The sequence below is a fragment of the Metabacillus herbersteinensis genome, from assembly GCF_042433335.1.
In the GTDB taxonomy this organism is placed as follows: domain Bacteria; phylum Bacillota; class Bacilli; order Bacillales; family Bacillaceae; genus Metabacillus; species Metabacillus herbersteinensis.
In genome coordinates this window covers 146655-158656 of the sequence record NZ_JBHLVO010000010.1, presented here as the reverse complement: position 1 = coordinate 158656, position 12002 = coordinate 146655, and the positions used below count along the sequence as shown (strand labels likewise).

Here is a 12002-nt window from a genome sequence, read left to right as displayed (position 1 = left end):
GTGGACACCCTTGCCTTCGACTAATGGTTCGCATATCCCAACGCCCATAACGGACTTCCACCGTCTAGTTGATGAACATGCCTGGCACACAAAAAAATCGCCTATCCCATTTTGGATAGACGTTTGTGGTTTAATTATGAGTTTAGTGTGCCTTTAGAAGCTTCGGGTTGATTTAAATTTTCAGTGCCCTCAGATTTTTCTTCTCCAGCGTCTTCTTTTTCTTTTTCATCATCTGTTTTTGATTCATCTTCTGTTTTAGACTCGTCTTCTTTTGTAGCTTCATCTTCTGTCGCTTCCCCAGCTTCAGAGTCTTCTTTTTGTGCTTCTTCAGCGATAGATGTTACCGGCTTGTCCAAATATGTTGATGGGTTTAAAGCTGTGCCATCTTGACGGATTTCAAAGTGAACATGTATACCATCTTTTTCGTTAAAGAGATTTTTGCCTGCTTTACCAATGATTTCGTTTTGTTCAACTTTGTCACCTGCTGCTACAGATACTTCTTGTAATGATTGATAAACTGTTGCAAGATTGTCTTTGTGTTCAATCTCAATTACGTAACCTAAGATTGGATCTTTTTCTGCTTTTGTGACTGTTCCACTTAGGGATGCAACAACATCAAATTCTTTTTGATCCGCGCGGGCAAGGTCGATTCCTTTGTTCGGACTGTACGTATTATTATAGAATACGAGTGCTGCTGCTTGCTCTTCCTCTGTTGCTGTTGGATCGTAGAACTTTTTGACGACTTTTACAGATTCAGGATCTAATGCTGGCAAGTTAACATTTTCAATGGCCACGTTTACCTCAGCTGTAGGCTCATCTGTAAGGGCTGTACCTTGTTCAGTGTCTGATGCCAAATCATCTGTTACATTATTCCCAATGCTTTGATACCATAGGACTGCAGTTAAGATTACTGCTGCGCTGATTAGGTAGATTGCCGGGAATACCCAACGTTTTCTAAAGAATGCTTGGAAACTTGTGTTTTGAGAAGTACGTTTCTTTTCTTCATCTCTCATTTTATCATCACCTCACCAACCATTCTGAACAGAATTCTGAAAATATATACATTTACTAAAAAAAATTTTTAAAATTAGTATGTGCATTGTGTATGATAATATGTAAATCTTTATAAATTTTCTTCATAAATAACAATAAAAGGGAGATACCTATGCTTCAAAAGTCAGTGTTTAAAGTGATTCTTACTAGTTTACCCATTGTTTATATACTTTTTGTCTGGGTACTATCGAGCCTTCCAGCTGATGCGATTCTCGATACATCGTTTTCGTTTGATTCTCTCTTAAAGGAGTCGTTACATCTTATTGAGTTTGCCATTTTATACTGGCTTCTTGCATTTTCTTTTGCTTCAAATAGAAAGTGGGATGAAAAGATGAGCATTGTAGCTGCTGTGATTTCGATTAGTTATGGGGCTATAGATGAAATCCACCAATACTTTGTTCCATATCGTTCGGCGACTGTGATTGATTTTGTAAAAGATACGATTGGTGTGCTTGTTTCTTATTATATTGTGAGAAAAACATACTTTGCGATGAGAGAGGGTTCTATTGTAACGAGGGTATTTCGGAGAATTGAAGAGAAAAACTAAAACACACTAGGAGCATGATGCCCCTAGTGTGTTTTAGTTTTGTGCCGTGTATTTAGTTAAAAATGGGTCAGCCCCTGCGATCTTCGTTCCACTATAATAGTGGCTGAGGATTTCATTGAAGGTTTTTCCATCCTCTGCCATAAAGTTCGCGCCATATTGGCTCATGCCAACTCCATGGCCAAAGCCTTTTGTTGAGATAACTACCTGATTGTCTTTGATTTCCCATGTGAAGTCTGATGAACGTAATTCTAATTTATCTCTAATTTGCCTGCCTGAGAATTTTTTCCCATTTATATCAACTGTCGCGACTCGATTGCCAGGAGTTTTTTCGATGATTTTACCTACTGATCCATTTCCGCCTAATTTAACACCTAGCTTATTTTCGAATTCACTGATTGATATGACCTTTTTATCATGAAATTTCGGTGATTCTTTATCCCATGAGCTGTCAACGCTTTTTAAATAGGGAAATGCGCTCGCCCAATAAGCTTCTGAGTTTTCAGTAAAGCCGTTGCTTGTTGAAAAAAATAGTGCGTCAATCGGCTTGTCTTCATACGTTAAAATTTGGCCTTGTGTTGCTGCGACTGCAGCTGTAATTTTTTCTAATTTCGACTTATAATTATTTTTCCATTCTGATGCTAAATCTTCTTTGTCATTATAAACTTGGTGACTTACCGTATCTGTAACAATTGAACCCTCCGGTGCACCCAGAGTTTCGTTGTTCATCATTCTTTTAACTATGTAAGTTCTTGCAGCGAGTGCCTGTGCTTTTAATGCCTCGTCTTCGAATTCTGCCGGCATTTCTGAGGCAACCACCCCAACAACGTACTCTTCAAGTGGAATATTTTCAACTTTTTTTGTTGACTGCGATAAACTGGCACATCAACAGGAGACTCAGCTAATACCACTTTTTCTTTTTGAGCTGGCTGGATCTCTTCTCCGAGCTGCCCCTTAGATTTTTCCGAAAAAGGTGCGACGAGTAGAGTTGGGATCATTAAGATGATGATAAATAGACCTCCTAGTACGAAAACAAGTGGTTTCATTGAGTTCATTTTTTGTCCTCCAATTGAGTGGTTAATTGTCTATATTGAATTCTATGGAGGTGGACAGGCATTTATGACTTAAAGTTTGTGGGGATGAAAACTAATAAGGTACCTATTTGGAGAAGATCTGAAGTCTGCGCATTAGTCCTTGTATTTCGAGGACGCCTTCTATTTAGAATCGCCTTATGCTTGTCGGACGCCTTCAGGATAAAGGTGAGAAAGGCCTTGCAACAGGACGTTGCGAATTTAGCCTTTCTTCCTCTGAACAAGGCGCTTGAGCTTTTTTTATTTTTCACGTATAAATTTTCATAAAAACAGACATTCTATTAAAGGTGTTGATTTCCTTACATAATAAAAAGAAGCTAGCGTCTTTTGGGAGACACTAACTTCTTGGTTTTAAGTTATTATGCGTTACGGTCAGAAGCGACTTTTTGTTCGTTTTGAACAAATTCTTCTTCTTCAATCCGTTCAACATCGGCACCAAGACCTGCTAATTTGTTGTGGAAGTTTACATAGCCACGGTCTAAATGTTTTAGTTCAGTTACGCGTGTGTAGCCATCTGCGCATAGTCCTGCTAGGATTAGTGCTGCACCAGCGCGTAGGTCTGTTGCTGCTACTTCCGCACCTTGTAGTTGACCTGGACCATTGATGATGACAGAACGTCCTTCAATTTTAATGTCGCCATTCATGCGACGGAATTCTTCAACATGCATAAAGCGATTTTCAAATACCGTTTCAGTAATCATACTTGTACCGTTTGCACAAAGTAATAAAGCCATCATTTGCGATTGCATATCCGTTGGGAAACCTGGATGTGGCATTGTTTTAATGTCAATTGACTTTAATTTTTCTGGTCCGATAACTCTTAGACCATCTGCTTCTTCATGGATCTGTACACCCATCTCTTCCATTTTAGCAACAAGAGATGAAAGATGTTCAGGAACAGCACCTTTTACGAGTACGTTTCCTCCTGTTATCGCAGCTGCAACCATAAATGTGCCAGCTTCAATACGGTCAGGAATGATGTAGTGTTTAGCTCCTCTTAATGTAGCTACTCCTTCAATTCGCATTGTTCCTGTTCCAGCCCCGCGAATTTTCCCACCCATTGCATTGATATAATTTGCTACATCGACAATCTCTGGTTCTTTTGCACAGTTTTCTAGTACTGTTGTACCTTCTGCAAGCGCAGCAGCCATCATAAGATTCTCTGTTGCCCCTACACTTGGGAAATCTAAATAAATTTTAGCTCCTTGAGGTCTTCCAGCTACCTCTGCTTCAATAAAACCATTTCCTACTTTAATCGTGGCTCCCATTGCTTCAAAACCTTTTAAATGTTGATCAATTGGACGTGATCCAATCGCACACCCACCTGGTAATGCAACTCGAGATTTTCCATTACGAGCAAGTAATGGACCCATGACTAAAACAGATGCACGCATTTTACGTACATATTCAAATGGTGCTTCAGTAGTTAGCTCTTTTGATGCATCTACAATCACTTGATTATTTTCAAAATGGACGTCTGCACCTAAATGGCGCAGAACTTCATTAATTGTATACACATCGGAGAGCGTAGGTACATCACATATGATGCTCTTTTCTTCACTTGCTAACAAGGATGCAGCGATTACAGGTAAAACGGCGTTTTTAGCTCCTTCGACTTTCACTGTACCGTTTAACTTACGACCGCCGCGGACGATGATTTTTTCCAAAGTATTCCCCTCCGCGTCCCAATTTCTCTATATTAATATTCAGACGTTATGATTGGTGTTCCTACAACGACTGTAGTTTTATCGCCCAATCCTGCACTACGAAGTGCAATTTGAATATTCATGTTGCCTTTAACTGTTGGAATGCTTTCATCCCAAACTGACGTTTTAGCCGAAACCGAGACAAAATATTGTTCTTTCATTTGTTCAATCGGTACTGCGTTAAATTCTTTAAGCAAATCCTCTGACTTACCATGCAAAACATCTTTCATCATATCATCTAAATGGCCCTTTACACAAGTGAAAATTGTAGTATTTTCATGAAATATGTCGAATGACTGCGATTTAAAGTAATCGTGTAACTCTTTTTCATTTCCACGCGAGCCTGTTGCTTTTAACTCATAAAGGATATACGACTGTGAATGATGATTTGTGAGGGTAGACAATAGTTGAAGCTTCTCTGTTACATTTTTTTCTTCGTTTTTGAAAATCCCGATCGCTTTATAGACGTCATCTGTTTCTTCATATCTCCACTTGTATTGACGATATTGCTCGGTCAATTGTTTCACTTCTTGTATGGAATTTAAATCGACAGTTTTCTTCGTATATAGCGACCACTCATCAACAGAAATGTTTTGGTTTTGCATTCCAGTTAAAATGGTGGAAATCGTTGCCTCATTGTTTGCCGCTCCACTATGGTTAGTGAAAAGTGTCATTAACACAAATACTGTAAAAATTAGAATTACTAAGGTATTATTTCTCTTTTTCAAAGCCGTACACTTCCTCTCCTTACTAACATTGTTGCCGGAGAGGAGAGTAGTCATACGTGGAAAAAGTCGTCAATATCAGACAAACTAAACCCTATTGCGAAACTGGTAATTATTGTTTATTTCCAGTGTTAGAATAGGGGGTATTTCAGCCTATTACTGTAGCTCTTTTTCCCCACTTCTTGTTAGTGTAAACGTTATTGTCAAAATAAAAATGGTAATTGTTGTGACCATAGTAAGTAATTAATGAAAAAACTGCTTACTATCGAGGCAATAGTTATCGTTAAGAGTATTAACAAGACTTTTGCTTGAATCACTTTGCCCTTTTTTATTATTTTTTCTAAGTTGATTGCTTGCAATGCCCACCATGTGATAACGATGCAGGATAAATTAACAAGTAAACTAAGAAGTGCTTGTTGTCCGAAATCGGGCACGATTTTCCCCTCCTATGTAAAGCCGGGAGATTAAAAAAAGACCTACTTCTTTTTTATATAACTAGAGAAGTTTTTATCATACAACATTTTTTAAAAAATACAAGTTATTTTCGACCTATACTATGTCAAAATTGTACAATTTTTTCCAATTAAAAAAAGAAGAGGTTTATCCCCTTCTCCATTATATAGTACTTTAATTGAATGATGCTTTCATCTTAAATTTTACATAACTTTAACTTTTCTATAGCATACATTTCGAATTGTCAGAATGTAGAGTAGAAAAAGTCGAGTGCAATTGTCGGGAAAAGCCCCAGTAGGATCGTACCTGCAATACAAACGATTAATACTAGGATTACAGGCTTCTTCAAGTGAATTTTTTTAACCTCTTCTGAAGTTCTAAAGTACACTTGAGTTAGAATTCCAAAATAATAAATATAGGAAATGACAGTCGTTGCAATCATGATCGCAGCTAAAACAATCTGCGGTGTACTCGAGGTAAGAGTGCTCATAAAAATGGAAAGCTTTCCTATAAATCCAGCTGTTCCAGGAATTCCCGCTAACGATAACAAAAACACAGTCAAGCTAATCGCGATAAATGGAGATCTCTTAGCTAACCCTGCAAAAGCTGTAAGATCCTCTGATCCAGTTTCCTTCATTACAAGCTGAAGAACCGCAAATGCTCCAAGATTCATGAACACATATGTTACTAAATAAAACCAAATCGTATCTAAGTAAAATAAAGTTGAAAAAGAAGATAATGCAACTAATAAGTAACCAGCATGGGCAATGGATGAGTAAGCAAGCATCCGTTTGACATTTTTTTGCCTGATGGCAATCGTATTTCCAACTACCATCGTTATTGCAGCTACGATTGCGACAAATCCTTGCATGCTAACAAGCATTGATTCAGAAATTGAGTTAACTGGGATTGTTGCAAATACCCATAAAAACAGACGAAGGATGAGCACAAATCCTGCTGCTTTTGAGACGACACTCAAAAATGCAGTAACAGGTGTCGGTGAGCCTTCGTAAACATCAGGCGCCCACATATGGAAAGGAACCGTGGCAATTTTAAAAGATAAGCCTACAAAAATCATTAGAAACGATATTCCAAGAACATAATAGATACTTGGATCGTTTATTTGATTGAGCTGCGGCTGCATTTCAATTAAATTTGTCGTACCTGTTATGCCGTACAAATAACTCATTCCAAACAACGTGAGCGCTGTGGAAATTCCTCCGTTAACAAGGTATTTTAAAGCCGCTTCGTTTGATTTTAACTGTTTTTTCCTTATTCCTGCTAAAATGTACGATGACAATGACAGCAATTCTAATCCAACAAAAAGCGTAATCAAGTCTCGACTTGATGACATAATCATTGCACCTAGAAGGGCCGTTAAAAGTAAATAATAAAACTCGCCCCGCTCAATTTTGTCCTTCGGGTCATATGAAATGGCCAATAAAAAAACAATCGCTGATCCTAGTAAAAAGATTGTTTTAAATGCTTTTGCAAAAGGATCCAGGACAAATGTATCATATAAAATTGTCACTTCGTCTGGACCGAACAGGCTTAGTAAACTAATTAACGCAGCAGAGATCCCGGCTAATCCAATCCATCCAAGTATCCTTCGATCTTTTTTCGCACCCATAAACAAGTCAAGTAACGATAATAGGGTTGCTGTTCCAAGGACGATAAATTCTGGTAGCATCGCACTCCAGTTAAAGCTTAATAGAGTATTCATATCCATCGCTTATCACCCTCCTATCCCTTTTGTTATCGCTTCTACCGTCGCTTGAAGTGGTATAGCCAGCACGTTTGGATAAACACCAATGGCTACGATTAAGAAAATCATGATCAAAACGGGTCCACCTTCATACCAGGTTAAATCTTTTAACGGCCGATGCTCTTTTTTCACTTGACCGAACGTGATCGAAAGCACGGCTCGGAGAAGATAGGCTGCGGTTAAAATTATTCCGATTGTACCGAGTGCCGCCAGTTCAGGTGCAACTTCAAATGCCCCTAGAAAAGCCGTTACTTCACTAATAAATCCCGACATTCCGGGTAATCCGAGTGATGCCATTGCGCCGACAAGTAAGCTTCCTGCAGTTAGCGGCATTAGCTTTGCAACACCACCTAGTTGGTTTATTCGTGTTGTCTGCAATCGTTCAGTTAGCACGCCTACTAAAAAGAAGAGAAGTGCTGATATAAGTCCGTGTGAAACGACTTGGAAAATCGCTCCTTGTACACCCGCTTCATTCATAGCCCCTAAGCCAATTAACACAATTCCCATGTGTGAAATACTTGAGTAGGCCAGGACCATCTTAAATTCCTCTTGAATGAGTGCTAAAAAAGCACCGTATAGCAAATTGATGACTCCAAAAATCATTAACAGGTAGCCGAGCCTACTAAATTCCTCTGGAAAAATTCCAATTCCGAAACGAATTAATCCATATGCACCAATTTTCAACAAAATGCCTGAGTGCAGCATGACGATTGGCGGTGGCGCTTGAACATGGACTTTCAACATCCAGCGGTGAAGTGGAAAAATTGGTAGCTTCACTCCAAACGCGATCAACAACGCAATAAGCAAGCCCAGTCGAAGATCTTCGGACATCGCTCCAACCATCGGTACATTTGTTCCACCCATCATTTCTTGCAGCAGTTGAATATTTGTGGTTCCTGTTTTTGTGAACAAAATCATAATCACGATAAGCAAGATTGCCGAACCGAATCCGTTGTACATTAAGAAATGGTAGGCAGCTCTTTCCCGCTCAACATACCCCCACTTACCAATAAGAAAGAACATTGGAATCAGGGTAATTTCAAAGAAAATGAAGAAGAGAATTAAGTTTTGTGCTGCAAAAACACCGAGCATTCCAATTTGTAAAACTAAAAACAGGAGAAAATATCCTTTTACATTTTGCTTAATGTGAATGGAAGCAGCCGCTGATAATGCCGCTAAAATTGACGTCAATAGAAGCATAATTAACGAAAACTCGTCGATTGCTAGCTCATAATTGACTGTAAATGGTCGATTATCTCCACCTGAAAATGCCCCAAATGAAATCCACTTTGCTTTCTCAGCAAAAGTCGAAAGCGAGATACCTAGCTGAACCTGCACAAAAAGATAGACGGATATCAAGACAGCGGGCAAGGTTGCTAAAAATCCAACCAGCTTAAGCGTGGCATTCTCATTTTTATTCATGAAGGTTAATATGAGGATTCCTAAAAGTGGGGAAAAAATAAGAACAGATAGCAAAATCGATTCGTTCATTATAAATCCCCTCCTGTGATCGCAAATAAAACAAGTAAGACCGCTAAACCAACAATTGCAACCGCCCCATATGTTTGTACTTGACCCGATTGCATCCGAGATCCTAATTTGCTAACCGAGGTCACACTCGAGATCAATAAGTTAGCCAGTCCTTCAATTAGAAACTTTTCGATATACTTACAAAAAATACTGATGGTTTTCGTTAGAAGAATGACCGTATTTCGGTAAATCTCGTCCATGTAATACTTGTTCTTCAAAACTCCATACGTCATTGGTGCACGAACCGCAGCCCAATCTCTTTTCAGTGATTTTTTACTATACATTAAGTAGGCAAGCAAGATTCCACCAAGTGACACAGCAGTTACAACAGGCATGATCCAAACAGGCGCAGACTCATGACCATGAGCAACAACATCAGACCCTTCAGTCAGCCAATCGCCTAAAAATGTTCCAAACCACGGAGTATTGATATAGCCTGCAAAAATAGCAAAAAAGCCTAAAACAATCATTGGGACTGTCATACTAATTGGAGATTCTTTAACATACTTCTGACTAGCTCGCTCTTTTCCAACAAAGATTAAAAAGAACAACCGGAACATATAAAATGAAGTTAAAAATGCTGTGAAAACTCCTATCCAAAAAAGAGCTGGATTTCCATGATTCCACACCGATACTAAAATTTCTTCTTTACTAAAAAAACCTGATAGCAACGGAACCCCACTGATTGCAAGTGTACCGATTAAAAACAGTGGCCCTGTGATGCGAAGTTTTTTCCAGAGACCGCCCATTTCTTCAATGTTTTGAGTATGTACCGCATGAATGACACTTCCGGCCGCCAAAAACAGTAATGCTTTGAAAAATGCATGTGTCACAAGGTGAAAAACACCTGCCACATACCCTGCTGAACCTAGCGCAAGCATCATGTAGCCTAGCTGACTAACGGTAGAGTAAGCTAATACTCTTTTAATATCTGTTTGGACGAGTCCAATGCTTGCGGCAAAAATCGCCGTGAACCCTCCAATAATTGCTACAATCAGCAATGCCGTTTCACTTGCTGCAAACACAGGGTACATGACAGCCACTAAGTAAACACCCGCCGCAACCATTGTCGCCGCATGGATCAAAGCAGAGACCGGTGTTGGACCCTCCATCGCGTCAGGAAGCCATGTATGGAGTGGGAATTGTCCGGATTTTCCGACTGCACCGACAAAGATTAATAGGGAGATCAGTGTAATCATCTCTCCTTGTAGTGAGCCTTCTGCAACAGCCTGAAAAATCTCGTCAAATTCAAAACTACCAACCTGCCAGAATAGGAGCAGCATCCCAATGAACAAGCCTACATCACCAATTCGCGTCATAATGAAGGCTTTTTTTGCTGCAGCTTTTGCTTCTTCTTTTGCAAAATAAAAACCGATTAACAGGAAGGACCCTACACCCACAAGCTCCCAGAAAAAATAGAGCTGTAGCAAATTAGGTGTCATGACAAGACCAAGCATTGAAAAGGTAAATAATCCTAGATATCCATAGAAAACATGCAATCTTTCATCGTGTTGCATATATCCTTTGGAATAAATATGTACGAGCAAACTAACAAATGAGACAACAAACAGCATTAATGCGTTCAACTGATTGACTTCATATCCAAACGTTAGGTGCAGCTCTCCTATGCTTAACCATTCTGCCTCTGATTTGAAGTTTGCATTCTGCAACCGATCGAGCAAAACAAAAATTGAAAGCAGAAATGAAAAGCCAGCTAGTGTGATTCCTATGTAGGCACTCCTCTCCCTTAACCGTTTTCCGATTACTAGCAACAAACAAAACGAAAAAAGTGGGAAAAGAGGTAGTATCCAAGCTAATTCCATCATCGTATCACAATCCCCTTCTTATTCTAGAGGCAGTAGTGCCACCCTCTCCAAAGGCTAGTGTTTCATCGTATTATATTCATCAATATTCACCGTTTTGCGGTTTCGATATAGTGCAAATAGTATGGCTAGTCCAACAGCAGCTTCTGCAGCAGCGATCGTAATCGTAAATAATGTAAAAATCTGTCCTGTAATACTAGGCGTCACACCGAACTTACTAAACGCAACTAAATTTAAGTTCACGGCATTTAGCATCAACTCAATTGAAATCAAGACAATCACCGTATTCCTTTTCGTTAATGCACCATATAATCCAATGCAAAAGAGAATTAACGCTAACACTAAATAAGCAGACAGAGGTGCACTACTCATCCTCTTTAACCTCCTCATTCGGCTCTTCGTCTTTCTTCGCTAAAATAATTGCACCTATTAAGGCAACAAGCAGCAACACAGACGTTAACTCAAACGGAATAACATAATGAGTGTAAAGTGAAATTCCTATTTGCTCCGTATTATTTTCATGCAATGTATTTGCCTGCTCCCCAAAATCGAGCTGGTAGATTCCAATATATACAGCAACTGCAAAGGCGGCTATCCCACTAAAAACGAGTAGTCTTTTGCCAATTCCAATGGTCGGTTGTTCATCTTGATGCTTCGTGAGCATAATCCCAAACAACATAATAATCGTAATCGCACCAGAATAAATCATAATTTGAACGGCGGCGACAAATTCAGCTGAAAGCAGGACGTATAATCCTGCGATGCTCACGAATGTGAAGACGAGTGATACGACCATATAAACAACTTTGGTCACATTGAGCATGAGAATTCCTCCGCCGATTGCAACGATTGCAAGTCCGATGAATGCTAGATATTCTCCAGATATACTCACACTTTATTCTCCCTCCGTATGTTTTGGTCATTTTCATCGAGCCACTCTAAATTTTTAAAAAGTTCATCTCGGCTATACTCTGCTAGCTCAAAGTTATTGGTCATCACGATGGCTTCAGTTGGACATACCTCTGTACACAAATCACACAAAATGCAAATCTCAAAGTTAATATCATAGGTGTCGATGATTTTCCCCTTTTTAGTTGGATCAGGATGTTTTTTTCCTGTCAACAAAATACAATCAGTTGGACAAATCGCTGCACATTGATTACAAACAATACATTTTTCAGGATAGAACTTTTGAATGCCTCGAAAGCGATCAGGTAATTCGAGCGGTTCATTTGGATAATCATAGGTTACTTTTTTCTTTGTTAAGCTTTGTAGGGTATATTTTAAACCTTTGACTAAGCCTAGCATTTTT

The 12002-nt window shown here is 39.1% G+C and carries 11 protein-coding genes and 1 pseudogene; 1 reads left to right on the top strand and 11 read right to left on the bottom strand.

Features of this window, described 5'->3' with window-relative positions; translation table 11 throughout:
* Positions 1 to 134: 134 nt before the first annotated feature.
* Positions 135 to 1013, bottom strand: a complete 879-nt coding sequence (gene spoIIQ / locus ACFFIX_RS13770) for a stage II sporulation protein SpoIIQ (RefSeq protein WP_378934841.1) — start codon at positions 1011 to 1013, stop codon at positions 135 to 137.
* Between the two features lie 152 nt (positions 1014 to 1165).
* Here spoIIQ and ACFFIX_RS13765 point away from each other — a divergent pair, with 152 nt between their 5' ends.
* Positions 1166 to 1600 carry a VanZ family protein gene (locus ACFFIX_RS13765; protein ID WP_378934839.1) on the top strand — a complete coding sequence of 145 codons (435 nt, stop codon included), beginning with the start codon at positions 1166 to 1168 and terminating at the stop codon, positions 1598 to 1600.
* Positions 1601 to 1633: 33 nt separating this feature from the next.
* On the opposite strand, the pseudogene spoIID reads toward ACFFIX_RS13765, so the two are convergent.
* From spoIID to nuoI, 10 genes and pseudogenes are all read right to left on the bottom strand, one after another.
* A pseudogene (gene spoIID, locus ACFFIX_RS13760) lies at positions 1634 to 2652 on the bottom strand (stage II sporulation protein D).
* A 395-nt stretch (positions 2653 to 3047) separates the two neighbouring features.
* Positions 3048 to 4355: a UDP-N-acetylglucosamine 1-carboxyvinyltransferase gene (gene murA, locus ACFFIX_RS13755; protein WP_378934837.1), complete on the bottom strand. Its 1308-nt coding sequence runs from the start codon at positions 4353 to 4355 to the stop codon at positions 3048 to 3050.
* Between the two features lie 32 nt (positions 4356 to 4387).
* Positions 4388 to 5122 carry a YwmB family TATA-box binding protein gene (locus ACFFIX_RS13750; RefSeq protein ID WP_378934835.1) on the bottom strand — a complete coding sequence of 245 codons (735 nt, stop codon included), beginning with the start codon at positions 5120 to 5122 and terminating at the stop codon, positions 4388 to 4390.
* 200 nt (positions 5123 to 5322) lie between these two features.
* Positions 5323 to 5556, bottom strand: coding sequence for a DUF1146 family protein (locus tag ACFFIX_RS13745; protein ID WP_378934870.1), 234 nt, complete (start codon positions 5554 to 5556; stop codon positions 5323 to 5325).
* 260 nt (positions 5557 to 5816) lie between these two features.
* Positions 5817 to 7301, bottom strand: a complete 1485-nt coding sequence (gene nuoN, locus ACFFIX_RS13740) for an NADH-quinone oxidoreductase subunit NuoN (RefSeq protein WP_378934832.1) — start codon at positions 7299 to 7301, stop codon at positions 5817 to 5819.
* 6 nt (positions 7302 to 7307) lie between these two features.
* A complete protein-coding gene (locus ACFFIX_RS13735; RefSeq protein ID WP_378934830.1) occupies positions 7308 to 8828 on the bottom strand; it encodes an NADH-quinone oxidoreductase subunit M in 1521 nt (506 codons plus the stop codon).
* Positions 8828 to 10693: an NADH-quinone oxidoreductase subunit L gene (gene nuoL / locus ACFFIX_RS13730; protein ID WP_378934828.1), complete on the bottom strand. Its 1866-nt coding sequence runs from the start codon at positions 10691 to 10693 to the stop codon at positions 8828 to 8830. Before nuoL ends, ACFFIX_RS13735 begins: the two co-directional genes overlap by 1 nt.
* Positions 10694 to 10747: 54 nt before the next feature.
* On the bottom strand, positions 10748 to 11062 hold the full coding sequence (nuoK, locus tag ACFFIX_RS13725; RefSeq protein WP_378934826.1) for an NADH-quinone oxidoreductase subunit NuoK: 315 nt from the start codon (positions 11060 to 11062) through the stop codon (positions 10748 to 10750).
* Positions 11055 to 11576, bottom strand: a complete 522-nt coding sequence (locus ACFFIX_RS13720) for an NADH-quinone oxidoreductase subunit J (protein WP_378934868.1) — start codon at positions 11574 to 11576, stop codon at positions 11055 to 11057. The genes nuoK and ACFFIX_RS13720 overlap by 8 nt, the downstream gene beginning before the upstream one ends.
* A 2-nt stretch (positions 11577 to 11578) precedes the next feature.
* Positions 11579 to 11998 carry an NADH-quinone oxidoreductase subunit NuoI gene (gene nuoI, locus ACFFIX_RS13715; protein ID WP_378934824.1) on the bottom strand — a complete coding sequence of 140 codons (420 nt, stop codon included), beginning with the start codon at positions 11996 to 11998 and terminating at the stop codon, positions 11579 to 11581.
* Positions 11999 to 12002 lie beyond the last annotated feature (4 nt).

Bases quoted from the DNA above. Each gene is read 5' to 3' on its own strand.
- nuoN (WP_378934832.1), bottom strand. From the start codon at position 7,301: ATGGATATGAATACTCTATTAAGCTTTAACTGGAGTGCGATGCTACCA.
- nuoI (WP_378934824.1), bottom strand. From the start codon at position 11,998: ATGCTAGGCTTAGTCAAAGGTTTAAAATATACCCTACAAAGCTTAACA.
- ACFFIX_RS13735 (WP_378934830.1), bottom strand. From the start codon at position 8,828: ATGAACGAATCGATTTTGCTATCTGTTCTTATTTTTTCCCCACTTTTA.
- nuoK (WP_378934826.1), bottom strand. From the start codon at position 11,062: ATGAGTAGTGCACCTCTGTCTGCTTATTTAGTGTTAGCGTTAATTCTC.
- spoIIQ (WP_378934841.1), bottom strand. From the start codon at position 1,013: ATGAGAGATGAAGAAAAGAAACGTACTTCTCAAAACACAAGTTTCCAA.
- nuoL (WP_378934828.1), bottom strand. From the start codon at position 10,693: ATGATGGAATTAGCTTGGATACTACCTCTTTTCCCACTTTTTTCGTTT.
- ACFFIX_RS13765 (WP_378934839.1), top strand. From the start codon at position 1,166: ATGCTTCAAAAGTCAGTGTTTAAAGTGATTCTTACTAGTTTACCCATT.